Genomic DNA, 22,830 nt, shown 5'->3' with positions numbered 1-22,830 from the left:
AGGACCGGGGCGGCCCGTCTCGGCCGCCCCGGTCTGACAATCAGTCGATCGAAGGTTCTCAGAAGGCGATGCGCACCTTCAGCGCCGTCCGCTCGTCCATCGCCCGGTAGCCCTCGGGCACGCCGTCCAGGTCCACCGTCCGGTCGAACACCGCGCCCGGGTCGATCGCCCCGGACAGCACGTCGGGCAGCAGCTCGGGGATGTACGCCCGGGCCGGGGCGACGCCGCCGCGCACCGAGACGTTCCGGTCGAACATCTGGCGGATGTCCACGCCCGCGCTGCCGCCGTGCGGCACGCCGACGTAGCCGACCGCGCCGCCGTCGCGGGCGACGGAGATCGCGGTGCGCATCGACTCCTCGGTGCCGACCGCCTCCAGCACGGCGTGCGCGCCCCGGCCGCCGGTCAGTTCGCGCACCGCCTCGATCGCCGCCTCGCCGCGCTCGGGCACCACGTCGGTGGCGCCGAAGCTGCGGGCGATCGCGGTGCGGCCCGCGTGCCGGCCGAGCGCGATGATCCGGCCGGCGCCGAGCCGGTGCGCGGCCAGCACACCGCACAGGCCGACCGCGCCGTCACCGACCACCGCGACGGTCGCGCCGGGCCGCACGCCCGCCGACACCGCCGCGTGGTGCCCGGTCGCCATCACGTCGGACAGTGCCAGCAGGGCCGGCAGCAGCTTCGCGTCACCGGCGGCCTCCTTGGGCAGCTTCACCAGCGTGCCGTCCGCGAACGGCACCCGGACCGCCTCGCCCTGCCCGCCGTCCGAGCCGGGCGCGCCCCAGAACCCGCCGTGCGGGCAGGACGTCTGCAGGCCCTCGCGGCAGAACTCGCACACGCCGTCCGACCAGACGAACGGGGCCACCACCAGGTCGCCGACTGTGAGATCACGCACCTCGGGGCCGACCTCCTCGACGAACCCGAGGAACTCGTGCCCGATCCGCTGCCCGGCCTGCCGCTTGGCCACGCCCCGGTACGCCCACAGGTCGCTTCCGCAGATGCAGGCGTTCAGCACCCGCACCACGGCGTCGGTGGGCCGCTGGATCCGCGGGTCGGGCACCTCCTCGATCCGGATGTCCTGGGGGCCGTGGATCACGGTGGCGCGCATGAGGGTTGTCCTTCGTTGCAGAGGTCGGATGCCGGGTTCGCACCCACTTGCCACTCTAGAACGGCCGTCCGGGTGACCGATCCGGGCGGAGCCGTCCCCCGTTCCCCGTAAAGTGGTGCGCTATGTACGCGCCATTCCCCACCTCGCCGCTCCCGGCACAGCGCACCGGCCCCGGCGGGGGCGCCGGGCGCGGCTTCGCGGTGGTCGACGTGGAGACCACCGGACTCGGGCGCTCGGACCGGGTGATCTCGGCGGGCGTCTACCAGCTCGACCCGGACGGTGAGGTCACCGACCACTGGTACACCCTGGTCAACCCGGAGCGGGATCCCGGCCCGGTGTGGATCCACGGCCTGACCAGCGAGGTCCTGGTGGGCGCGCCGACCTTCCCGGAGGTCGCCGCCGAGTTCGCCGAGCGGCTGCGCGACCGGGTGATGGTCGCGCACAACGCCCTGTTCGACTGGAACATGATCTCCCGCGAGTTCTCCCGGGCCGGTCTGCGCGCCCCTGTCGAGCAGCGGCTGTGCACCATGGTGCTGGCCCGCGACCTGCGGCTGCCCCTGCCGAACGGCAAACTCTCCTCGCTGGCCGCCCACTTCGGGGTCAGCCAGCGCCAGGCCCACCACGCGCTGGACGACGCCCGGGTGCTCGCCGAGGTGTTCCGCCCCTCGCTGGCGCTGGCCCGCAGCGGCGGGGTGCCGCTGCCGCTGACCACCTGCGTGGCCGTCACCGACCTCGGCGAGAGCGCCCCGGCCGGTCCGTCCCGCGGTTCCTGGAGCAGCTCGTACCGGCCCTCCCGCAAGCGCCCCGCCTGCCCGTACCCGAACCCGGGGCGCTGGGCGGACGGCTCGCCGCTGATGCAGGGCATGCGGGTGGCGATCACCGGCGACACCGCCACCGACCGCGAACTGCTGGAGGACCGGATGATCGAGGCGGGCCTGCACATCGCCTCCTCGGTGAGCCGGCTCACCAGCCTGCTGGTCACCAACGAGCCCACCTCGTGGAGCGGCAAGGCCCGCAAGGCCCGCGAATACGGCACCCCGGTGGTCGGCGAGGACGCGTTCCTGCAGCTGCTGCGGGAGGTCGCGCCGCACCCCGGTGCGTGACGCGACGGTAAGGAGGATTAGCGTGCCCGGTGTGTACCGATTCCTGCTGTCCGCGCGCTGGGCGGTCATCGTCCTGCTGGCGCTGGTGCTGATCCCGACCATGATCCGGTTGGGTTTCTGGCAGTACCACCGCCACGAGGCACGGGTGGCCCGCAACGACCTGGTGGCCCGGAACCTGGGCAGCCCGCCGGTCCCCTTCGACTCGCTGTCCTCGCCGGGCTGGGCGGTCCCCGGCGGCGAGGTGTGGCGCACCGTCACCGCGCAGGGTCACTACGACACCGCGCACGAGGTGGTCATCCGCGGCCGCACCGAGCCGGGCGGCAGCTCCATCGGCTACTTCGTGATCACCCCGCTGGTGCTGGCCGACGGCAAGGGCTCGGTGCTGGTCAACCGCGGCTGGGTGGAGTCCGGCGCGGGCGCCGCCGACTTCCCCGCCGTCCCCGCCCCGCCGGACGGCGAGGTGACGGTGACCGGGCGGCTGCGCGCCGACGAGACGTACGCCGCGCTGGGCGCGAAGAACCGCGGCGGCCTGCCGGACCGGATGTACAAGGTGATCAACAGCACGGAGCAGGCCAAGTACTCCGGCGCCACCGTGCTCGGCGGCTACCTGGAACTGGCCTCCTCCCAGCCCGCCGCCGGCACCTCCCCGGTGCCGCTCGCCGAGCCCGGCCACACCGACATCGGCCCGCACATGGCGTACGCCATCCAATGGTGGCTGTTCACCACGCTGATCCCGGCCGGCCTGGTGGTGCTGGCCCGCCGCGAGGCCAAGCAGCACGCGGCACAGCCGGCGACGGCGCAGGACGAACTGGTCGGCGCCACCGGCTGAGCGGTAGCAGGTCGAGACGCGCCTCGGCGCCACCGGCTGAGCGGCAGCGCCGGACGGACCGGTCGGCGCTACCAGGTGAGCGGTGGCGGGTCGAGGCGCTGCTCGGCCCAGATGGTCTTGCCGCTGCGGGTGTAGCGGCTGCCCCAGCGTTCGGTGAGCTGGGCGACCAGGTACAGGCCGCGTCCGCCCTCGTCGGTGAGCCGGGCCCGGCGCATCCGCGGCTGGGTGGCGCTCGGGTCGGACACCTCGCAGGTCAGTACCGAGGAGCGGATCAGGCGCACCATCACCGGCCCGCCCGCGTACCGGATCGCGTTGGTGACCAGCTCGCTGAGCACCAGTTCGGTGGTGAACACCAGCTCGCCCAGCCCCCACTGTTCCAGGGTCCGGCTGGCCGCCTCGCGCACCCCGGCGACCGCCGCCGGGTCGGCCTCGATGGTCCAGGCGGCGGTGTCCTCGGCCGGCACCGGGTGCAGCCGGGCCAGCAGCAGCGTGACGTCGTCGCTCTGCCCGGCGGTGGCCATCTCCGCGACGATCGCCCGCCCGGCGGCGGCCAGGTCTCCGCGCAGGTCGGCCTCGCCGAGCAGTGCGGCGAGCTGCGCCATGCCCTCGTCCACGTCGCCGCCGTTGCCGCCCTCGATCAGCCCGTCGGTGTACAGCGCCAGCACGCTGCCGGCCCGCGGCGCGCACTCGGCGGCCTCGAACGGCAGCCCGCCGACGCCCAGCGGCGGCCCGGGGCTGACCGGCAGGTACTCGACCTGCCCGTCGGGGTGGACCAGCGCGGGCGGCGGGTGCCCGGCGCTGGCGGCCTGGCAGATCCCGGCCACCGAGTCGTAGACGGCGTACACGCAGGTCGCCCCGGACGGGTCGGCGACGCCGCGTTCGCGTTCCTCCTCGCTGCCCTCGACCACCAGCTGGGAGACCAGGTCGTCCAGGTGCACCAGCAGTTCGTCGGGTTCCAGGTCCAGGTCGGCGAGGGTGCGCACGGCGGTGCGCAGCCGGCCCATGGTGGCGCTGGCCTGGAGTCCGTGGCCGACCACGTCGCCGGCCACCAGGGCGACCCGGGCGGAGGAGAGCGGGATGACGTCGAACCAGTCGCCGCCGACGCCGGTCGCGGTGTCGGTGGGCCGGTAGACGCTGGCGGTGGTGGCGGCGGGCACGGCGGTCTCGGCGGGCGGCAGCAGGCTGCGCTGGAGTCCGACGGCGGCCCGGTGCTCGCGGGTGTAGCGGCGGGCGTTGTCCAGGGCGAGCGAGGCCCGGGCGGCGATCTCCCGGAGCAGCACCAGGTCCTCGTTCTGGTAGGGGCCGTCGGCGGCGGCGCGGTGGACGGTGACCCGGCCGAGCGGGCCGCTGCGGGCCTGCAGCGGGGCGCTCATCGACGGCGGGTCCTCGACCAGCCCGGCGGGTGTGCCGAGCACCTCCCGGCCGAGTGGGCCGAGCGGGCGGCCGTCGGCGTGCGGGGGCCCGGCCGTGGCGGTGCGGCGGACGGCGAGCCGGCCGTCGGCGTCGGGCTGCGGCTCGTCGCCGGTGAACACGGCCTCGGCGACGTCCACCTCGACCCGGTCGCCGAGCCCGGGAACCAGCACCCCGGCCAGGTCCTCGGCGTTGCCGGCCACCGACAGCGAGCCGCCGACGGCGGCGGTGGCCCGGTGCAGCACGTCGGCCCGCCGCCGGTACCGGTGCAGTTCGGTGACGTCGCCGAACAGCGCGGTCACGCCGATCACGGCGCCGTCCAGGGCCTGCAGGCGGAACGCCTGGATCTCCATCACCGCCCCGGCGCGCGGGTCGTTCAGCGGGCGGATCCGCAGCGCGGTGCGCACCACCGGCTCCCCGGTGGTGACCACGTGCCGCAGGATCGCCTCGGCGGCGTCGGCGTCCTCCGGTTGCAGGTAGTCGTGCAGCTTGGACCCGGCCAGGCCGTCGGGCAGGCCGGTGTACGGCAGCAGGTGGGTGTTGGTGCGCAGCAGCCGCAGGTCGGCGTCGAACACGGCGAGGCCGAGCTGGTCCTGCAGGAACAGCTCCCGGGTGAACGCCTCGTCCTGCCGCCGCCGGGCGACCATGTCGGCGGGGGTGGCCAGCACCAGGGCCCGCACCCCGCCGCCCTCGCCGGCCAGCGGCAGCACCTGGTACGCGACCTCCAGCGGCACCCCGGAGCCGGTGCGCAGCCGGACCTCCCCGGCCCCGCGGCCGAGCACGTACTCCTCCCCTTCGGCGAGCAGTTCGCGGGCGGGCCGGCCGGTGACCTGGGCGGCGTCCAGTGCGAGCAGTTGCTCGGCGGCGGCGGTCCACCCGACGACGCGACCGTCGCCGTCGACCAGGGCGGCCGCGATGCCGTCGATGTTGGGCAACCGCCGACTTTCCATGCGCTGCACCTCGGGTGGGTGGTCCGGTCCCCCCATCTTCGAACGGTTCCCGGCCACGCGCCATCGACACCCGGCCTGCCGCTCACCGTCGGTGACGAACCCGGCGTCCCCGGCCTGCCGGTGGGCCTGCCGTCACCCGTCCGTGCCGACCGGCGAGAATGATCGGCATGGATCTCGGACTCAAGGACAAGGTGTACGTGGTCACCGGCTCGACCCGGGGACTCGGCCACGCCACCGCCGAACAGCTGATCGCCGAGGGCGCCCGCGTCGTCGTCACCGGCCGCACCGAAAACTCGGTCGCCAACGCGGCCCGCGCCCTCGGCGACAACGCGTACGGCGTGGTCGCCGACAACGCCGACCCGGCCACCCCGCAACGCCTGATCGACGCCGCGACCAGCCGCTTCGGCGGCTTCGACGGCATGCTGATCAGCGTCGGCGGCCCCGCCGCCGGGCCGGTCGCCACGGCCAGCGACGAGGCCTGGGGTGCGGCGTTCGACTCCGTCTTCCTCGGCGCCCTCCGGCTGGCCCGCGCCGCCGCCGAACGCCTCCCCTCCGGGGGCGTCATCGCCTTCGTCCTCTCCACCTCGGTCCGCCAGCCGATCCCCGGCCTCGGCATCTCCAACGGTCTGCGGCCCGGCCTCGCCATGGCCGCGAAGACCCTCGCCGACGAGCTCGGCCCCCGCGGCATCCGCGTCCTCGGCCTGCTCCCCGGCCGCATCGACACCGACCGCGTCCGCGAACTCGACTCCCTCGCCCCCGACCCCGCAGCCGCGCGGGAAGCCGCAACAGCAGGCATCCCCCTCCGCCGCTACGGCACCCCAGCAGAATTCGGCCGCACCGCGGCATTCCTGCTCTCCCCCGCCGCCTCGTACCTCACCGGAGTGATGGTCCCGATCGACGGCGGAGCCACCCGCGGTCTGTAAGCCGGCAAACCCAGGTAGAGCACAACCAGAGCCGCGGGGAACCGCGCGGGTGCGAACCCAGGGGCGCGGGGAACTGCGCGCAGCGGAAGGCACCCGCCGCAAGATCGCGACACATGGCAATGACCTGCACGTGATCGCGACCTTGCGGACGGGCCTGGCGCTTGTCGCGCAGTTCTCCCGCGGTCACCGCACGCGAGGGGTCTTCTTCGTGCGCTCCTTGCGGGGCCGGGCCGCTCGGAGGCGGAGTTCGGCGGGGAGGGCGGCCAGGCCGAGGGAGTGGCGGGCGCGGTCCACCGGGCCGGCGTGATACGCGTGGACCAGGGCGGCGGTGTCGGCGCCGGGGGTGAGCCGCAGGGCGGTGTGCACCGAGGGGCGGCGGGCGGCGCCGGTGACCCGGACGGTGACCCGGTCGACCGCGGGGAGGGCGATGAGCTCCGTCTCGATCGCGTCCTCGACGGCCCGGCTGCGCACGTGCAGCGCGAAGTGCGACTGCCCGGGCGCGGCGGGGGACGGCAGATCGACGCCGGCCGGGCCGCTGCGGCGCAGCTGCGAGAACAGCCACCACAGCCCGCCGATCACGACCAGCGCGGGCACCGCGATCGCCACCGGCCACCACCAGTCGCGGTCGGTCCAGCGGGTGCGGCTGGCGGTACTGAGCACCGGCTGGTCGGGCGAGGTGAGCGGCCACCAGTGCGGAGGGGTGATCCCCAGGTGCCCGTAGACGTCCAGCCCTCCCAGCAGTACCAGTGCTCCGCCGACCAGCAGCAGGGTTCCGACCACGGTCAGGATGGTGCGGTTGACGGTGCGTCGGCTCATCGGGGCGGCTCCAGCTCGGCGAGTTCGCGGCGGTGGTGACGTTCCCGCACCGGTCGGGTACGGACGTCCAGCCGGTGCGGGCCGGCCAGCGGAATCCGGCCCAGCTCGGCCCGCAGGTGGCGCTCCACCTCGGCCGGGTCGGTGGCGCCGGTGACTGTCACCCGGGTGCGCCACCGCCCCACCTTCACCTGCCAGGAGTGCAGGTCCGCGTGGTGCTGGGCCTGGAGCGAGAGCAGCGCGGCGACGGCGCTGCGGTGGATCGCCGTCCCGCGCGGCTCCAGTGCCAGCCAGCCGCGCAGCCCGCGCCGGAACGCCAACCACAGCAGCACCAGCCCGAGCAGCACCGCCCCGGCGGCGAAGCCCAGCACCCACGGGTCGTCGAGGTGTCGGGTCGCCAACTGGTGCGCCAACTCCCGCCGCCACGGCCGGGCCTGGCCACCGGAGCGGACCGCGATCACGTCGTACAGCAGCATCCCGGCGGCCACCACCACGACCGCCACCACCAGCGCCGTCACCACCCCGCGCTCGGACCGCAGCCAACGGACCGCGCTGCGTTTGCGCAGCTCTTTCGCCGTCGCGCTCACCGCAGGCCCGCCGGGTGCAGGCGGTCCACGATCACCTCGGCCGAGGTGACAGTGGTGCCGGTCAGCTCGGCGACCCGCTCGCACGCCGCGTCCCGTGCCGTCCGGGCCAGCGCCGCGACGTCGCACGGGAACGGCAGCTCCACATGCAGCGTGAGCCGGACCCGGCCGTGCACGTACAGCGCCGACGCCTTCGGCTGCGGCCCGGGCTCCGGGCGGCCCCGCCAGGCCGGGGCGAGCGCGTCGGCGGCGGCGCGGGCCGCGATCCGGCGGTACACCCGGTCGGCGATCTGCTCACCACCGCGCTGCGCGGGCGGGCCCGCGACCGCCCCCGAGTACGCCATCAGCGCCGCCGGTCCCGGCCGCGCAGCAACTCACCCAGCTCACCGAGCTCCAGATCCCCCTCGACCACCCGGCCCACCACGAACCCCACCGCCCCGAGCGCCGCGACCAGCAGGAACGCGGCGAATCCGCCGAAGTAGCCGGCGAAGCCGAGGGCCATGCCGGCAAGCATGCCCACCAACGCCAGGTTCATCCGCCACTCCTTCGCAGTCCGTCTCGAAAGGGTCCGTCCCGACAACTCACTGCACCCGCGGGCGCCGCCCGGAGGACGGCTCCTCTTCCTCGACCTCTTCCGGCTCGTCCGGCAGGTGGACGTCGTTCACGGCGATGTTCACCTCGACCACCTCCAGGCCGGTCATCCGCTCGACCGCCTCGATGATGTTCGCCCGCACCTCCGAGGCCAGCCGGGGAATCACCACCCCGTACTCGACCACCAGCGCGATGTCGATGGCGGTCTGCTTCTCGCCGACCTCCGCCTTGATCCCCCGCGCGACACTCGACTTCGACCCCGGCACCCGGTCCCGCATCGCCCCGAACGTCCGCGAGAACCCCGACCCCAACGCATGGATCCCGGCCACCTCACGGGCCGCCATCCCCGCGATCTTCTCCACCACCCCGACCGCGAGCGCCGTCCGCCCACGTTCACCACTCGCCGACACCGGCTGCGCCTCCGACAGGCCCTTCTGCAGATCCGCGGGCGTGGGGGTGTAGGGCTGCGCCATGTCGGGCCTCCTGGGTTCGGATCCAGCTATATCGCAAATCACCCACAACCCTGACATTCCGCCACGCAACACGCGAGCGGGTGCGAACGCAGGTGGGTGCGAAAACAGGGGCGCGGGGAACTGCGCGAGCAAGGAGCGCACGTCTGCAAGGTCGCGATCAGGTGCAAGTCATTGCCCTGCATCGCGATCTTGCCGGTGAGTGCCTTCCGCTGCGCGCAGTTCCCCGCGCCCCTGTCTTCGCGCCCTTACATGCCCGCGAGGTCCCGGAGCCGGCGCGCCTGCGCCTCTCGCTCGGCCGCCCGCTGCTGCTCGTACGTCCGGTCGCCCGCCCCCTGGAGGAGTGCCTTGGTCTCGATGACGGCGTTCCGCGGCGCGGCCAGCAGCGCGGCCGCCAGGTCCTTCGCCGTGGCGCTCAGCTCCGCCGTCGGCACGGCGACGTTCGCGAGGCCGGTGGCGACGGCCTCGTCCGCGCCGACGCGGCGGCCGGTGGCGCAGATTTCCAGGGCGCGGGCGTAGCCGACCAGGTCGGTGAGGGGCTTGGTGCCGGTGAGGTCGGGGACCAGGCCGAGGGAGGTTTCCTTCATGGCGAACTGGACGTCCTCGGCGACGACGCGCAGGTCGCAGGCGAGGGCGAGCTGGAAGCCGGCGCCGACGGCGTGGCCCTGGACGGCGGCGATGGAGATCAAGTCGGTGCGGCGCCACCAGGTAAAGGCTTCCTGGTAGAAGGCGATGGTGGCGTCGAGTTCGGCGTCGGTGGAGGCGGCGAGCTGGAGGAAGCCGGTCTCGCCGGGGATGCCCTCGGGGGTGAACATGGCGCGGTCGAGGCCGGCCGAGAAGGAGGTGCCCTCGGCCTGGAGGAGGGCGACCCGGACGGTGCCGGGCAGGGCGCGGCCGATCGCGGCGAGGGCGCGCCACATGGCGGGGGTCTGGGCGTTGCGGCGCTTGGGGTCGCAGAGCGTGACGGTGGCGAGTTCGCCGTCCAGGTCGAGGCGGACGCCGGCCTGTTCCCACGCGGTGCGGTCGGCGTCGGGGATGTGGGTGGTCATGGCGGTGCTACCTCCAGCGACAGGGCGGGGACGCCCGCCGACCCCGACGGGCTACTGGAGAGTAACAAAGCGCCGGATCCGCGTACAGGAATACCGGTGGAATGCTCAAGAAATGCCCGCGCGCAAGGAGTGGCGCAAGGGCCCACCCAAGGGCCGCGCAAGGGCCCGGAAACGACGGTCGGCGGCTCGGGAGAACCCGGCCGCCGATCCGTGTGGAACGTCGTGCAGTGACGAGCAGCGTGCTGGTGCAGCATGGGCGGCCGGAGCTGCTCGGAGCGCCGCCCGCCGGAGGTGATGGACCGTCAGGAACCGGCGGCCGCAGCGGCTTTGCCCTTGCCGCGCGTGGCGCCACCGCGACCTCGGAGGTTGACCCCGGACTCGCTGAGCATCCGGTGGACGAAGCCGTAGGAACGGCCCGTCTCCTCCGCGAGGGCGCGAATGCTCGCGCCGGAGTCGTACTTCTTCTTGAGATCGGCCGCGAGCTTCTCACGCGCGGCACCTGTCACCCGGCTGCCCTTTTTCAGAGTCTCGGCCACCCGTGCCTCCTCGTAGAGGTGATCAGTCAGATTCCCATGATCACCCATTGCCAGGCTCCTGGCCACCCATTCGACAAGGTCCGTCACCGGAAAGCGGGCTCGTCCGGTGGTGTTCGCTGCGCACCAGGGCGCTCACGGAGGGTGTGCGCGCCCCTCCGCGATCCGTTCCGGTGAGCGAATCCGCTGCTCAGCCCGCCCGGGCGAGGGGGAAACGGAGCGGGCCCGCAGAGCCAACGGCTGTGCGGGCCCGGGTGTTCCCGGAATGGACGGACGACCAGTTCCCCTCGTACCGACGGCCGACCCGGTGTCTAGTCGCCGGTTGCCTCCGGACCGTCGGGGTTCAGGCGAGCGACACCAGGTCGTGGTACGCGGGGCTCCACAGGTCCTCGACGCCGTCGGGGAGCAGAATGATCCGCTCGGGCTGGAGCGCGTCCACCGCGCCCTCGTCGTGGGTGACCAGGACGACCGCGCCGGTGAAGGTGCGCAGCGCGCCGAGGATCTCCTCGCGGCTGGCCGGGTCGAGGTTGTTGGTGGGCTCGTCGAGCAGCAGCACGTTGGCGCTGGAGACCACCAGCGACGCCAGCGCGAGCCGGGTCTTCTCACCGCCGGAGAGCACCCCGGCCGGCTTGTCGACGTCGTCGCCGGAGAACAGGAAGGAACCGAGGATCTTCCGGATCTGCACCAGGTCGGTGTCGGGCGCGGCGGAGCGCATGTTCTCCAGCACGGTGCGCTCGGGGTCGAGCGTCTCGTGCTCCTGGGCGTAGTAGCCGATCTTCAGGCCGTGGCCCGGGATCACCTCACCGGTGTCCGGCTGCTCCACCCCGGCCAGCATCCGCAGCAGGGTGGTCTTGCCGGCGCCGTTGAGGCCGAGGATGACGACCCGGGAGCCGCGGTCGATCGCCAGGCCCACGTCGGTGAAGATCTCCAGCGAGCCGTACGACTTCGACAGGCCCTCGGCCGTCAGCGGGGTCTTGCCGCACGGGGCCGGGTCCGGGAAGCGCAGCTTGGCGACCTTGTCGGACTGGCGGACCTGCTCCAGACCGGAGAGCAGCTTCTCGGCGCGGCGGGCCATGTTCTGCGCGGCGACGGTCTTGGTGGCCTTGGCACGCATCTTGTCGGCCTGCGAATTGAGGGTCGCGGCCTTCTTCTCGGCGTTGGCGCGCTCGCGCTTGCGGCGCTTCTCGTCGTCCTCGCGCTGCTGCTGGTACTGCTTCCAGCCCATGTTGTAGATGTCGATGGCGGAGCGGTTGGCGTCCAGGTAGAAGACCTTGTTGACGACCGTCTCGACCAGGTCGACGTCGTGCGAGATGACGATGAAGCCGCCCTTGTAGGTCTTCAGGAAGTCCCGCAGCCAGGCGATCGAGTCCGCGTCGAGGTGGTTGGTGGGCTCGTCGAGCAGCAGGATGTCGGCGTCCGAGAACAGGATCCGGGCCAGCTCGACGCGGCGGCGCTGACCACCGGACAGGGTGTGCAGCGGCTGGCCGAGGATCCGGTCGGGCAGGCCCAGCGCGGCGGCGATCGTGGCGGCCTCGGCCTCGGCGGCGTAGCCGCCCTTGGTGAGGAACTCGGTCTCCAGCCGGGCGTACTTCTTCATCGCGTTGTCGCGGGTGGCGCCCTTGCCGTTGGCCATCCGCTCCTCGTTCTCGCGCATCTTCTTGAGCACGGTGTCGAGGCCGCGGGCGGACAGGATGCGGTCCCGGGCGAGCACGTCGAGGTCACCGGTACGCGGGTCCTGCGGGAGGTAGCCGACCTCGCCGGAGCTGGTGACGGTGCCACCGGCCGGCAGGCCCTCACCGGCGAGCACCTTGGTGAGCGTGGTCTTGCCCGCGCCGTTGCGGCCGACCAGACCGATGCGGTCGCCCGGGGCGATCCGGAAGCTGGCGGACTCGATCAGGATGCGGGCGCCGGCACGGAGCTCCAGGGCGTTCGCGGTAATCATGGCTGGGGTCACTCCTAGACGTGGGTATGGCACTCAGCCATTCGCCTCAGTCTACGGGAGTGCGCGAAACGATTTCCTGGGGCACAGCCGGGAGCACCACCAGGGGCGCGTGGGGGTACCTCCCCCAGCGCCCCTGCGTTCGCGCTCCCGGTCTCACTTCTCGCAGGTCGGCGTGGTGGCCGCGAACGGCATCGAGGCGCCGCAGTTGACCTCCCGGGCGCCCCGGGTGGTGTCGTAGACCCAGGTGCCGATCACGGGGCCGTCGTCGATCGCGATCCGGTGGCTGTCCAGCGGGCGCATCTTCACGTCGGGGCCGGTGTTGAGGAAGTTGCCGGGGGCGTTGAGGGCGAACACCATGACGCCGCCGGGCAGTTGGCGGGGGGCCGAGCCGTTGGTGGGCAGGCAGACCCGGGGGACCAGCGCCGCGTCCTCGCTCTGTGCGGTGCGGGCGGGGTCGAAGGTGCAGCCCGCCGGGGGGCGGGAGTTGAAGCGCAGGTCGCCGTCGCGTTCGCGGAAGCCCATCAGCAGGCCGGGGGTGACCACGGTGACGAACGGGTCGGCCTTGGAGTCGGCGGACGGGTGCAGGGCGGCGGCGGCCCGTTCCACCGCGAGCGCCTGGCGCTGCTCCTCGGTGCGGTCGGCCGCGCCGGGCTCGCCGTCGGCGCGCAGCCAGTCGGCCAGGCCGGGGACGCTGCGGTGCCAGCGCACCGAGTGGTCGGCCGGGTTGACCGAGGTGACCATGCCGTCGTCCCAGACCACCGCCGCGTCCTCGCCGACCATGGTCAGGTAGAGCGCGGTGCCGCCGTCGCGGCGGTAGGACCACAGGTGTTCGCCAGTGCTTCTGGAGTAGACCTCCATGCCGGGGCCGACCTTGAGGTTCAGGTCTCCGGTGCTGGCCGACTGGGCGCCGACCGGGGTGGCGTCCGCAGCGCCGGGCACGACTTTGTCCCCGAACGGCTGCGGGCGGTTGGCGTGCGCCGCTGCGCCGGCCGCGAGGACCAGCAGCGCGGCGGCGGCGGGCAGAACCGATCGGGGCGACAGACTGCGCAGCGGATTGAAGGACACGGCCGGAGCGTACCGTCCGACCCCGACGGAATTCAGCTGGATTCGAACGCGCCACGCCGTTGCCGCACCCCTTATACGGTTCCGACACAACCGGTTCCGACCTGCGTCGGCGGGCCGCCTCGCGGCCCGAAGGGGCCGCTAGGGTGCGACTTCGACCGGCCGACGGACTGTTACAGAGGTGAGACAGGGATGGAATTCGACGACGACGCCCAGTTGGACGGCTCGCAGGTGGAGGACCGCCGCGGTATCCCCGGCGGCGCGGTGGCGATCGGCGGCGGCGCGGTCGGCATCGTCGGCCTGATAGTGGCCCTGGTGCTCGGGCTGGACCCGTCCATGTTCAGCAGCTCGCACGGCAGTGGTGGCGCGCCCGCGGCGGGGAAGGCCACCGGCACGCCGCAGACCTCGACGTGCAAGACCGGCGCGGACGCCAACCAGCGGCAGGACTGCCGGATCCTGGCGGTGGTGAACAGCGTGCAGAACTACTGGCAGGGCGAGTTCGCGAACCGCGGCAAGAAGTACTCGCAGGCGGACAGCGTGCTGTTCACCGACCGGGTCCAGACCGCGTGCGGCTCGGCGACCTCGGCGGTCGGGCCGTTCTACTGCCCGGGCGACCACAAGGCCTACTTCGACCTCGGCTTCTTCAACGACATGGGCCGCCAACTGGGCGCCCAGGGCGGCCCGTTCGCCGAGGCGTACGTGGTGGCCCACGAGTACGGGCACCACGTGCAGACCCTGCTCGGCGTCAAGGTCGGCAACGACCGGCAGGGCGCGGACAGCGCCTCGGTGAAGCTCGAACTCCAGGCGGACTGTTACGCGGGCGTGTGGACTCACCACGCCACCACCACCCCGCAGGCGTCCACCGGCCGTCCGTTGATCACCAAGCTGACGGACGACGACATCGCCCGGGCGCTGGATGCCGCCGAGTCGGTCGGTGACGACCGGATCCAGCAGCGCGCCACCGGGAAGACCAACCCGGAGACCTGGACGCACGGTTCCTCGGAGCAGCGAAAGCAGTGGTTCACCACCGGTTACCGGACCGGCGACATGGCCAAGTGCAACACCTTCGGATGACCGTCCGGCCATGACCCGATGGGGTGACATGCGCAATTTCTGATGGTCTGTCAGGTTACGCTCCAGGCGCCGCCGTTGTCCCCGAGTCCGTTCGGAGTGAGCCCATGCGCCTCGGCCGTATCACCCTGGCTGCCGCCGCTCTGCTGCTGATGACGACCGCGAGCGTGCCCTCGGGCACGCCGCTCAGCCAGACCGAGCGGCACGCGGTGCTCTCCTCGGACGCCATCCAGCCACGCGGCGCGGCGCCCCGCCCGGTGGTGCAACGGGCCCTGCACGAGGTGCCGTTCGGCGCGTTCGTCGGTTCCTGGAACGAGTACATCCCGAACATCGCGCGGATGGCGTCCTGGCTGAACAACGCCAACATGCAGGTCGGCCACACCTACTTGGCCGGCAACGGCTGGCAGGACATCGAGGGCGAGCCGGTGGTGCTCGGCCTGTGGTCGCAGTGGCGGCAGGCCGACCCGGCCCGGCAGCTGGTGCTGGGCGTGCCGATGCTCGTCCCCAACGAGGGGGACGTGCCGGACGCCGAGGTGGCCGCGCTGCTGGCGCGCGGCAACAAGGGCGAGTTCGACCAGCACTTCCTGCGCCTGGCCCGCAAGTTGGTGACGCTGGGCGGGGCCGACACCGTCATCACCCTGGGCTGGGAGATGAACGGCATCACCTACACCTCGCGCTGCCGGCCCGACCCGGGCGCGTGGAAGGCGTACTGGCGGCGAATCGTCGGCGTGATGCGCTCGGTGCCCGGGCAGCGCTTCAGCTTCGACTTCACCCCCACCCGCGGGCTGGACGCGATCCCCTGGACGCGCTGCTACCCCGGCGACGACGTGGTCGACATCCTCGGGATGGACAGCTACGACATGCCCGCGGGCGGCACCTTCGACCAGTACGTCAACGAGCCGTACGGGCTGCAGGACCAGGTGGAGTTCGCGGCCAAGCGCGGCAAGCCGGTCTCCTACCCCGAGTGGGGGCTGTTCCGCAACGGCGACAACCCGGAGTACGTGCGCCGGATGGTGGAGTGGATGCGCACCCACAACACCGCCTACCAGACTCTCACCGACTACTGCCCGCACGGCTTCTGGCAGTGCAAGGACAACCCGAAGTCGGCGGAGGTCTACCGGCAGTTGATGTCCGGCTCGTCCGGGGCGGCCGGCCCGGCCCTCGATCCGTCACCGAAGCCTGGCCCGCACTAGCGCCTCCTTCAGCTTCGGGAGCCTGGCCCGCAGCAGCCGGACGGCGGCGGTCCGGGCCCGCACCCGCAGGGCCCGGGCGGCGGCGAACGGGGCGAGCCGGCCGGGGCCGAACACCAGCCGCTGGTTGGGCAGTCGGTCGGGGCGCCAGCGCTGCTTGTACGGCTCCTGACCGCGCAGCAGGCTCAGTTGCGGGATCCCGGCGGCGCGCACCTCGTCCAGGGCGGCGCCGAACAGCAGGCCCGCGATGTCCAGGCGCTCGCGCAGGGCGGGGTGGGCGCCGTACATGTACAGGCCGCCGAACGGGTTGCACAGCAGGATCAGGTCGACCGCGACCAGCTGCCCGTCGAGCTCGAAACGCTGTATGGCCGCCCGGCGGGTGGCCACCAGGGCGGCGGTGGACTCGGTGAGGTGGTGCGCGAAGCGCTCGGTGCGGTGCTCGGGGGTGACCCCGCGGTGCTGCCACTGGAGGCGGTGCAGGCGCAGCAACTCGCGTACGGTGTCCGGGACTTCGTCGGCGGTGGCGGTGTGCACCCGGACCCCGGCCTCGGCGATCCTGCGGAGCTTGCCCCGGCTGCGCTGCGCGCTCTTGCCGGGCAGCCGCTTGAGCAGCTGGTCCATCGGGACGGCGGGCAGGTACTGGCACATCGAGTCGGCGAACCGGTGCCGGCGGCCCGGCCAGTGCGCGAACACCCGTTGCACGGCGGCCTCGGGGTGCACCTCGCGCAGCTCCAGGCTGTGCCAGGGGCGGCGCAGTGGCAGCGCGGCGGCGAGTTCGGCGGCGGCGCGGTCGGCGCACTCGTCGTCCAGCAGGACGTCGGTGAAGTCGACCAGGCCGCCGCCGAGGTTGGTCAGGCCGCCGAACGGGCCGCGGCGGCGCAGTGCGGCGGCGGCGACCAGCCGGCCGTCGCGGCGAACCAGCACCACGACCAGGGCGCCGGGGCGGCCGTAGCCCTGCCACCAGGAGCGCAGCCAGGGTGCGGCCTGGAAGGAGGTGGCGGTGGAGCAGCGCCGGTACAGGTCGTCCCAGTCGTCGGCGACCTGGTCCAACGCGTCGTCGGCGCGCAGGACTTCGGAGCTCCAGCGGTGGCGGTCGGCGACGGCGTGGTCGGCCTGGGCGGGGACCCGGGCGGTGGCGGGCCGCTGGCGGAGCTTCATCGGTACACCCCTTCGGTCCGCAAGGTCTCGGCCTGAATGGGGAACACGGCGCCGGCGGTGTCGGTGGCGGACGCGGGAGCCCCCTCGGCCTTGCGGCGGGTGAGCATCACCAGGGTGCCGAGCAGCACGCCGGCGGCACCGCCGACCGCGGTGTCCAGCGTGGCGGACGGCGAGGTGGGGGCGTCGGGTGCGGCGGCGGCGGCGAGTTGGACCAGTTTGACGCCGGTCTCCCTGCTGCCCGCGTTGCCGAACGCGATCAGCGAGCGGGCGACCGCGCCGGCGTTCTGCACGGCGTCCTCGGGGCGGGGGCCGGTGCCGGTGATCTCGATCACCGGGGCGTCGGGGGAGGTGGTGCCGCGCACCAGGGCGGCCAGCGTGGCCACCGAGTGGTGGGTCTCGGCGGCGGCGCCGATCAGCACCTGCGGCTGGCCGGTGAGCCGGCCGTACGCCTGGGCGAAGTTGACGGCGTTGGCGTTCTCGCCGGCGCTCTGCGGAACCACCACCACGTAGGCGGAGGAGGCGTAGGAGGGCGGCGAGACGACGGCATAGCCGGCCCCGGCCGCCGCACCGAGCGGGACGGCGAGGGCCATCGGCCACCAGCGGCGGGCCGGCGCGCGGAGGCGGCGGCGCAGTACGGGCATCGGGGGGCTCCAGAGAACGAGGGGAACGGGGTCAGCGGGGACGGGCCGCCACGCCTGGCGGGACGGCGAGGGCCATCGACCACCAGCGGCGGAACACTGCACGGGAGCGGCGGCAAAGTGCGGGCATCGGGGAACTCCAGAAAACGAGGTCAGCGGGAACGGGCCGCCACGCCTGGCGGGACGGCGAGGGCCATCGACCACCAGCGGCGGAACAGCGCACGGGAGCGGCGGCAAAGTGCGGGCATCGGAGGGCTCCAGAAAACGAGGTCAGCGGGGACGGGCCGCCGCACCAGGCGGGACCGCCACGGCCAGCGGCCGCCAGCGGCCGCCAGCGGCGGAACAGCGCACGGGAGCGGCGGCGGGGTTCGGGCATCGAGGGACTCCAGAGAAGGGATGGCGGGGGTCAGTGCGCGCCCGCGCGGCGGCGTGCGGGGTGGCGGGGGCCGGGCAGGGCGCCGGCCGACTCCCGGTAGAGGGCGGCCAGTTCGGCCGCGATCCGGGTGATGTCGTAGTGCGCGACGGCCGGCGGCACCGGGACCGGTCCGGTGGGCGCGGCGGCGGCCGTCGTCAACTCGCGGGCGTAGGCGGCAGGTTCGGACGGCAGCAGGCGGGCGTGCGGGGCGGCGCCGACCGGTAGTTCGGCCAGCGCCGGGCAGGCGGAGTGCAGCACCGGCAGCCCGGCGGCCAGGGCCTCCAGCGCGGCGAGCCCGAAGGTCTCCGCGCGGGACGGCGAGACCAGGACGTCCATCGCGGTGAGCAGCTCGGGCACGTCGTCGCGTTCGCCGGTGAGGACCAGCCGCTCACGGACGCCCAACTGTTCGGCGCGGGCGGCAAGTTCGGCCCGTTCAGGGCCCTCGCCGATCAGCAGCAGCCGGGTGTCCGCCGGGAGCGCGGCGAGTGCCTCCAGCGGGATGTGGAAGCGCTTGCCGGGCACCAGTCGGCCGACTCCGCCGGCCACGAACGCGTCGGCGGGCAGGCCGAGTTCGGCGCGCAGTCGGGCGCGGTGGGCGGCCCGCTCGGCGGGTGGGAAGCGGTACCGGGCGGCGTCGATGCCGTTCGGCAGCAGCCGGACCCGGTGGGCGGGCACGCCCCAGGCGTCGAGCACGGCGGCGACCTGGCCGGAGACCGCCAGGGTGGTGCCGCCGAGCCGTTCGGCGGCCAGGTACAGCGCCTTGACGCCGGGCGAGGTGGGCCGGCCCTCGATCACCCCGGCCTGCAGCGAGTGCTCGGTGGCGAGCACGCCCCGCACCCCGGCCAGCCGGGCGGCAAGGCGGCCGTACAGCATGGCCCGGTACAGGTGGGTGTGGACCAGGTCGTAGCGGCCGGCCCGGATCAGCCGGGTGAGCCGGGGCAGTACGCCGAGGTCGCGGTTGCCGCGCATGGCGAGGTGGTGGACGGTGAAGCCGTCGGCGCGCAGTTCGCGGGCCACTGTGCCGGGGTTGGTCAGGGTGGCCACCTCGTGCCGCTGGTCTTTCGGCAAGTGCCTCAGCAGCAGGGCGAGTTGACGTTCCGCACCACCCGCGTGCAGGCCGGTGACCACATGCAGGACCTTCACCGCCACTCCCCCGTGGTGGGCTTCGGCGGGGCCCAGCGCAGCCCGGTGACGGCCTCGCGCCAGCGGTGGCGGCCGTGCTTGGCGCGCAGCCGCCAGGCGCCGTCGCGGTCGCCGACGTAGCAGCGCGGCAGGGCGTGCCGGCCGGTCAGCGAGGAGTGCTCGATGGCGCAGGCGTAGTCGTAGCCGGCGTCCCGCACGGCCCGGGTGGCGGGCAGGTCGACGGAGCCGTACGGGTAGCAGAAGCCGGTGACGGGGCCGCGCACCAGGTCCTCCAAGTCCCGTCGGCTCTTCTTGGTCTGGCGTTCCAGTGCGGCGGGCGACAGCCCGGACAGGGCCTGGTGGCCCAAGCCGTGCGAGCCGATCTCCCAGCCTGACGCGGCCAGTTCGACGACCTGGTCCACGGTCAGCAGCTTCTTGCGGGGGCCTTCGGCGTCCCAGTGGTTGGCGGCGCCGAGCAGGTCGGGCATCACGTACGCGGTGGCGGTGAAGCCGTACTCGCGCAGCACCGGGACGGCGTGCCGGGCGAAGTCGGCGTAGCCGTCGTCGAAGGTCAGGCCGACCAGCCGGGACTCCCGGCCGCGCGCCTGGGCGTCGAGCAGTTCGCGGACGCTGACGCCGCGCCGGCCGGAGCGGTACAGCCAGTCCATCTGTTCGGCGAACCGCTCGGGGCTGACGGTGAGCTGGTAGGGATCCTCGTCCTCCTCGGCGACCGAGTGGTACATCAGGATCCAGGGTGCGAGCCGGGGTGCGAGCACCTGCGCCGGCAGACAGGTTTCAACCATGCGGCTTCCCTTCGGCGGGTGAGGGGGCGTGCGGTCGCCGGGCCCGGGCGAGCAGCGCCAGGACCGGTCCGCGGACCTCGGGGACGCCGAACAGCGTGCCCAGGGCCGCGAAGACCAGCAGGACGGTGGCGCCGCCGAACAGGGCGGCGGACAGCGGCGCTGTGACCGCCCGGACGGCGAGCGAGCCGGCCCCGGCGGCGGTGATCGCGGCGGCCAGCAGCCGGGCCTGCCCGCCGAGCACCAGGCCCAGCCGCAGCGCGATGCCGCGCAGCATCAGGCCGCGCATCAGCAGCGCCGCGGTGAAGGTGATCCCGACCGCGTTGCCGGCGGCCAGGCCGGGCGCCCCGAAATGCGGGGTCAGGGTGACGCCGAGGGTGAAGGTGACGACCAGTCCGAGCATCATCGCGCCGACCGGGTACCAGTCCAGCCAGGTGGTCCGGTCGCCCTCGGCACGCGGGGCCTCGGCGCGCCGCACCACCGGCCGGACGCAGAAGTACGGCCGCACCATCACGCCGATCATCGCCTGGGCGGGCAGGCCGAAGCTGTACACCCGGATGACGGCCGCGGTGGCCTCGGTGTCGGCAGGGCCGAACGCGCCGCGCTGGAACAGCAGCGCGGCCACGGCGGGTGCGCAGGACAGCAGGAAGGCGGTGCCGAGCAGCACCAGCGCGGCGGCCTGGCCGAGGTCCTTCTCGACCCGGTCGCGGGCGGCGGTGAGATCGCCGGCGGCCATCGCCCGGGCCACCACGGGGAAGGTCACGGTGACGATCAGGATCGCCGAGGTCATCGCCAACTGGCTGACTTTCGCGGCGTAGTTGAGGTGCGAGATGGTGCCGGGCGGCAGCGCCGAGCCGAGGTAGCGCTCGATGAACACCTGGGACTGCCGGGTCAGCGAGAACGCGGCCACCGGCAGCAGCGCCAGCGGGATCAGCACCAGCCCGCGCCCGGCGCCGCGCCGCCGGGCCCGCCGCCCGCGGCCGCGCAGCCGGCGGGCGAACGGCACCACCAGCACGCCCGCCATCAGCAGGCTGCCGAGCGCCACGCCGAGCGCGGCGGAGCGCACCCCGAGCAGGCGGTGGCCGCTGAGCAGCAGCGCCAGGATGCCCAGGTTGTACATCACGTAGATGACGGCGGGCGCGGTGAAGGCGTGCAGGGCGCGCAGCGCGGAGGCCAGGTAGCCGGCCACGCCGAACGGCACCACGGTGACGGCGGTGATCCGGGTGCAGGTGACGGCGAGCCGCGGGTCGGCCAGGCCGGGGGCGAGCAGCTCGACCAGTTGCGGGGCGAACAGCGCGACGATGCCGGACAGCGTGCACAGCGCGAGCAGCAGCCAGGGCAGCGTGGAGCGGGTCAACTGCCGTACCGGGTCCGGCCCTTGGGGGCGTTCCTCGCGCAGCACCAGGGCCAGGCTGAAGGCCGGGACCATCAGGAAGGCCATCGCGTCCTCGATCAGCAGCGGCGCGGCGGTCTCCGGCACCGTCCAGGCGACCAGGAAGGCGTCGGTGCCCTGGTTGGCGCCGAAGTAGCGGGCCAGCAGCAGGTCGCGGAGCAGGCCGAGCCCGGAGCCGGCCGCGCTGAGCAGCGCGGTCACGCCGAACGCCTTGGCCAGGAAGCCGCCCCGGGGTGCGGCGTCCTCGCCGTCGGTGCGCGGGGCCGGTACGGGGACGGTCGTGGCGACCTGTGCCGCCACCGGCTGGTCTGTCGTCATGTGCCGTTCGCTCCACGGGAGTCGGGACCGTTCGCGGCCCGGGAGTCGGGCCCCGGCAGCGCGGTGCGGGCGGCGAGGCCGAGCACCACGGAGGTCAGCACGGTGGTGGTGCCGCCGATGTCGGCGTACAGGAAGTCCCAGAGCACCCAGCAGAGCAGCGCGAGGGCGGCGAGGCCGGGACCGGTGGCCCGGCGCAGGCAGCCGAGCAGCAGGGTCAGGAACAGCGCGAGGTAGGCGACCACCCCGAGCAGGCCCTGCTCGCTGAGCACCAGGAAGTACATGTTGTGCGGGGAGAGCAGCGGTTCGCGCTGGAAGCCGATGGTGGAGTCGGCGGCGTCGCTGCCGGAGGAGAGCCTGAGCGGGGCGTGGCTGTCGCGCAGTTGCTGGAACGCCTTGGGTCCGGCGCCGGCCACCGGGTGGTCCTGCCAGATCCGGCCGGCGGTGGCCCACAGGTCGTAGCGGTCGGAGACGGACTGGTCGGGGGCGGCGGAGACCGAGCCGATCGAGCTGAGCCGCTCGGTGACGCCGGACGCGCCGAGGCCGAGCCCGCCGACCAGCACCACCGCGGCGGCGGCGCCGACCAGTACGCCTCTGACGGCCAGTCGGGCGTCGGCGCGCAGCAGCAGCACGGTGGCGGCGACCGCGGTGGCGATCCAGCTGCCCCGGCTGAACGACACCGCCAGCGGGAAGGCCAGGAACGCGGCGCTCGCCCACATCGCGCGGCGCAGCGGGCGGCTGCCGCCGGGGCGGCGCTCGGCCAGGGCCAGCCCGAGGGCGGCCAGCAGCCCGAAGGAGACCACGCCGGACATCGCCATGATGTCGAGCGCGCCGAAGGTGCCGACGGCGCGGATCGGCTGCCCGGTGTAGGAGGCGCCGGTGCGGGTCAGGTACTGGACGGCGCCGACCGCGCCCTCGATCAGCGCGGCCAGCACGAACGAGCCGAGCACCAGCCGCCGGTCGTTGCGGTCGCGGACGGCCAGCAGCACGGCGGCGGGCACCAGCACGAAGATCTGCACCAGCCGGACGAAGCCGGTGAGGCTGGCGGCCGGGTCCACGGAATGCACGGTGGCGACGGCGGCGGCCAGCACCACGGCGCCGAACAGCGTGGCGGCCGCCCGGTCGAGCCGGGGAAGCCGGCCGCGCAGCAGCTGGACGGCGGTCAGGGCGACCAGGGCCAGCGAGGCCAGGTCCGCCGGGGTGACGTGGACGGCGGCGGTGACGTCCTTCTCCCCGGTGGGGACGCAGACCAGCAGCACGGTGGCGGCGGCGAGCCAGCTCGGCCGGGGCGTGGGCCGGCCCGGGCGGGGTGCGGCTGCGCCGGTGAACCGGGCCGCGGCGGGCGGGAGTCGGAGGGTGACGGCCAC

General features: G+C 73.8%; 22 protein-coding genes. 5 read left to right on the top strand and 17 right to left on the bottom strand.

The features are described from left to right. Positions 1-58: 58 nt before the first annotated feature. Positions 59-1,102, bottom strand: coding sequence for a zinc-dependent alcohol dehydrogenase family protein (locus ACFV18_RS23205; RefSeq protein WP_380486115.1), 1,044 nt, complete (start codon positions 1,100-1,102; stop codon positions 59-61). A 122-nt stretch (positions 1,103-1,224) separates the two neighbouring features. Between ACFV18_RS23205 and ACFV18_RS23200 the strand changes: the two genes are divergently transcribed. Both ACFV18_RS23200 and ACFV18_RS23195 read left to right on the top strand, forming a co-directional pair. Continuing rightward, complete coding sequence (locus ACFV18_RS23200; protein ID WP_380486112.1) at positions 1,225-2,205, top strand: DEDDh family exonuclease; 981 nt, start codon at positions 1,225-1,227, stop codon at positions 2,203-2,205. A 22-nt stretch (positions 2,206-2,227) separates the two neighbouring features. Beyond that, on the top strand, positions 2,228-3,034 hold the full coding sequence (locus ACFV18_RS23195; RefSeq protein ID WP_380486110.1) for an SURF1 family protein: 807 nt from the start codon (positions 2,228-2,230) through the stop codon (positions 3,032-3,034). A gap of 68 nt (positions 3,035-3,102) precedes the next feature. On the opposite strand, the gene ACFV18_RS23190 is transcribed toward ACFV18_RS23195, so the two are convergent. Further along, positions 3,103-5,379 carry a SpoIIE family protein phosphatase gene (locus ACFV18_RS23190; RefSeq protein ID WP_380486108.1) on the bottom strand — a complete coding sequence of 759 codons (2,277 nt, stop codon included), beginning with the start codon at positions 5,377-5,379 and terminating at the stop codon, positions 3,103-3,105. Between the two features lie 182 nt (positions 5,380-5,561). Here ACFV18_RS23190 and ACFV18_RS23185 point away from each other — a divergent pair, with 182 nt between their 5' ends. Further along, a complete protein-coding gene (locus tag ACFV18_RS23185) occupies positions 5,562-6,317 on the top strand; it encodes an SDR family oxidoreductase (RefSeq protein ID WP_380486106.1) in 756 nt (251 codons plus the stop codon). A 183-nt stretch (positions 6,318-6,500) separates the two neighbouring features. Here ACFV18_RS23185 and ACFV18_RS23180 read toward each other — a convergent pair whose 3' ends face one another. The 9 genes from ACFV18_RS23180 to ACFV18_RS23140 form a co-directional block, all read right to left on the bottom strand. Further along, positions 6,501-7,133, bottom strand: a complete 633-nt coding sequence (locus ACFV18_RS23180) for an alkaline shock response membrane anchor protein AmaP (protein ID WP_380486104.1) — start codon at positions 7,131-7,133, stop codon at positions 6,501-6,503. After that, a complete protein-coding gene (locus ACFV18_RS23175; protein ID WP_380486102.1) occupies positions 7,130-7,717 on the bottom strand; it encodes a DUF6286 domain-containing protein in 588 nt (195 codons plus the stop codon). The genes ACFV18_RS23180 and ACFV18_RS23175 overlap by 4 nt, the downstream gene beginning before the upstream one ends. Then, positions 7,714-8,058 carry a hypothetical protein gene (locus ACFV18_RS23170; protein WP_380486100.1) on the bottom strand — a complete coding sequence of 115 codons (345 nt, stop codon included), beginning with the start codon at positions 8,056-8,058 and terminating at the stop codon, positions 7,714-7,716. Before ACFV18_RS23170 ends, ACFV18_RS23175 begins: the two co-directional genes overlap by 4 nt. Next, the gene (locus ACFV18_RS23165) at positions 8,058-8,249 is read right to left on the bottom strand and encodes a hypothetical protein (RefSeq protein ID WP_380486098.1); all 192 of its coding nucleotides are present in this window, start codon (positions 8,247-8,249) and stop codon (positions 8,058-8,060) included. The genes ACFV18_RS23170 and ACFV18_RS23165 overlap by 1 nt, the downstream gene beginning before the upstream one ends. A 46-nt stretch (positions 8,250-8,295) precedes the next feature. Then, positions 8,296-8,778, bottom strand: a complete 483-nt coding sequence (locus tag ACFV18_RS23160) for an Asp23/Gls24 family envelope stress response protein (protein WP_380486096.1) — start codon at positions 8,776-8,778, stop codon at positions 8,296-8,298. A 245-nt stretch (positions 8,779-9,023) separates the two neighbouring features. Next, positions 9,024-9,824: an enoyl-CoA hydratase/isomerase family protein gene (locus ACFV18_RS23155; protein WP_380486094.1), complete on the bottom strand. Its 801-nt coding sequence runs from the start codon at positions 9,822-9,824 to the stop codon at positions 9,024-9,026. Positions 9,825-10,126: 302 nt separating this feature from the next. Continuing rightward, entirely contained in the window at positions 10,127-10,360 is a 234-nt protein-coding gene (locus ACFV18_RS23150) for a helix-turn-helix domain-containing protein (RefSeq protein ID WP_014138756.1), read from the bottom strand. 340 nt (positions 10,361-10,700) lie between these two features. Next, a complete protein-coding gene (gene abc-f, locus ACFV18_RS23145) occupies positions 10,701-12,299 on the bottom strand; it encodes a ribosomal protection-like ABC-F family protein (RefSeq protein ID WP_380486092.1) in 1,599 nt (532 codons plus the stop codon). Positions 12,300-12,452: 153 nt separating this feature from the next. Further along, complete coding sequence (locus ACFV18_RS23140; protein WP_380486090.1) at positions 12,453-13,364, bottom strand: hypothetical protein; 912 nt, start codon at positions 13,362-13,364, stop codon at positions 12,453-12,455. Between the two features lie 189 nt (positions 13,365-13,553). Here ACFV18_RS23140 and ACFV18_RS23135 point away from each other — a divergent pair, with 189 nt between their 5' ends. Continuing rightward, positions 13,554-14,435: a neutral zinc metallopeptidase gene (locus tag ACFV18_RS23135; RefSeq protein ID WP_380486088.1), complete on the top strand. Its 882-nt coding sequence runs from the start codon at positions 13,554-13,556 to the stop codon at positions 14,433-14,435. A gap of 104 nt (positions 14,436-14,539) precedes the next feature. Further along, positions 14,540-15,625 (top strand): glycoside hydrolase family 26 protein, encoded by a 1,086-nt coding sequence (locus ACFV18_RS23130; protein WP_380486086.1) that lies wholly within the window; start codon positions 14,540-14,542, stop codon positions 15,623-15,625. On the opposite strand, the gene ACFV18_RS23125 is transcribed toward ACFV18_RS23130, so the two are convergent. The 6 genes from ACFV18_RS23125 to ACFV18_RS23100 all read right to left on the bottom strand — a co-directional run bounded on the left by ACFV18_RS23125 (position 15,602) and on the right by ACFV18_RS23100 (position 22,830). Then, positions 15,602-16,780 carry a GNAT family N-acetyltransferase gene (locus ACFV18_RS23125; RefSeq protein ID WP_380486085.1) on the bottom strand — a complete coding sequence of 393 codons (1,179 nt, stop codon included), beginning with the start codon at positions 16,778-16,780 and terminating at the stop codon, positions 15,602-15,604. The genes ACFV18_RS23130 and ACFV18_RS23125 overlap by 24 nt on opposite strands. Further along, positions 16,777-17,421 (bottom strand): Wzz/FepE/Etk N-terminal domain-containing protein, encoded by a 645-nt coding sequence (locus tag ACFV18_RS23120; RefSeq protein ID WP_380486083.1) that lies wholly within the window; start codon positions 17,419-17,421, stop codon positions 16,777-16,779. The genes ACFV18_RS23125 and ACFV18_RS23120 overlap by 4 nt, the downstream gene beginning before the upstream one ends. Positions 17,422-17,824: 403 nt before the next feature. After that, positions 17,825-18,976, bottom strand: a complete 1,152-nt coding sequence (locus ACFV18_RS23115) for a glycosyltransferase (RefSeq protein WP_380486081.1) — start codon at positions 18,974-18,976, stop codon at positions 17,825-17,827. Further along, a complete protein-coding gene (locus tag ACFV18_RS23110; RefSeq protein ID WP_380486080.1) occupies positions 18,973-19,758 on the bottom strand; it encodes a polysaccharide deacetylase family protein in 786 nt (261 codons plus the stop codon). Before ACFV18_RS23110 ends, ACFV18_RS23115 begins: the two co-directional genes overlap by 4 nt. Then, positions 19,751-21,466, bottom strand: a complete 1,716-nt coding sequence (locus tag ACFV18_RS23105) for a lipid II flippase MurJ (protein WP_380486078.1) — start codon at positions 21,464-21,466, stop codon at positions 19,751-19,753. Before ACFV18_RS23105 ends, ACFV18_RS23110 begins: the two co-directional genes overlap by 8 nt. Continuing rightward, on the bottom strand, positions 21,463-22,830 hold the full coding sequence (locus ACFV18_RS23100; RefSeq protein WP_380486076.1) for an O-antigen ligase family protein: 1,368 nt from the start codon (positions 22,828-22,830) through the stop codon (positions 21,463-21,465). The genes ACFV18_RS23105 and ACFV18_RS23100 overlap by 4 nt, the downstream gene beginning before the upstream one ends.

Origin of the sequence: Kitasatospora sp. NPDC059673 (assembly GCF_042734215.1) — a bacterium.
In the GTDB taxonomy this organism is placed as follows: Bacteria; Actinomycetota; Actinomycetes; order Streptomycetales; family Streptomycetaceae; genus Kitasatospora.
This window is presented reverse-complemented; position numbering and strand designations above follow the sequence as displayed.

What these genes read in the sequence shown, in the direction of transcription:
- ACFV18_RS23205 (WP_380486115.1), bottom strand. Translation starts at nt 1,102, where the DNA reads ATGCGCGCCACCGTGATCCACGGCCCCCAGGACATCCGGATCGAGGAG.
- ACFV18_RS23200 (WP_380486112.1), top strand. Translation starts at nt 1,225, where the DNA reads ATGTACGCGCCATTCCCCACCTCGCCGCTCCCGGCACAGCGCACCGGC.
- ACFV18_RS23185 (WP_380486106.1), top strand. Translation starts at nt 5,562, where the DNA reads ATGGATCTCGGACTCAAGGACAAGGTGTACGTGGTCACCGGCTCGACC.
- ACFV18_RS23180 (WP_380486104.1), bottom strand. Translation starts at nt 7,133, where the DNA reads ATGAGCCGACGCACCGTCAACCGCACCATCCTGACCGTGGTCGGAACC.
- ACFV18_RS23170 (WP_380486100.1), bottom strand. Translation starts at nt 8,058, where the DNA reads ATGGCGTACTCGGGGGCGGTCGCGGGCCCGCCCGCGCAGCGCGGTGGT.
- ACFV18_RS23165 (WP_380486098.1), bottom strand. Translation starts at nt 8,249, where the DNA reads ATGAACCTGGCGTTGGTGGGCATGCTTGCCGGCATGGCCCTCGGCTTC.
- ACFV18_RS23160 (WP_380486096.1), bottom strand. Translation starts at nt 8,778, where the DNA reads ATGGCGCAGCCCTACACCCCCACGCCCGCGGATCTGCAGAAGGGCCTG.
- ACFV18_RS23155 (WP_380486094.1), bottom strand. Translation starts at nt 9,824, where the DNA reads ATGACCACCCACATCCCCGACGCCGACCGCACCGCGTGGGAACAGGCC.
- abc-f (WP_380486092.1), bottom strand. Translation starts at nt 12,299, where the DNA reads ATGATTACCGCGAACGCCCTGGAGCTCCGTGCCGGCGCCCGCATCCTG.
- ACFV18_RS23135 (WP_380486088.1), top strand. Translation starts at nt 13,554, where the DNA reads ATGGAATTCGACGACGACGCCCAGTTGGACGGCTCGCAGGTGGAGGAC.
- ACFV18_RS23130 (WP_380486086.1), top strand. Translation starts at nt 14,540, where the DNA reads ATGCGCCTCGGCCGTATCACCCTGGCTGCCGCCGCTCTGCTGCTGATG.
- ACFV18_RS23125 (WP_380486085.1), bottom strand. Translation starts at nt 16,780, where the DNA reads ATGAAGCTCCGCCAGCGGCCCGCCACCGCCCGGGTCCCCGCCCAGGCC.
- ACFV18_RS23120 (WP_380486083.1), bottom strand. Translation starts at nt 17,421, where the DNA reads ATGCCCGTACTGCGCCGCCGCCTCCGCGCGCCGGCCCGCCGCTGGTGG.
- ACFV18_RS23110 (WP_380486080.1), bottom strand. Translation starts at nt 19,758, where the DNA reads ATGGTTGAAACCTGTCTGCCGGCGCAGGTGCTCGCACCCCGGCTCGCA.
- ACFV18_RS23105 (WP_380486078.1), bottom strand. Translation starts at nt 21,466, where the DNA reads ATGACGACAGACCAGCCGGTGGCGGCACAGGTCGCCACGACCGTCCCC.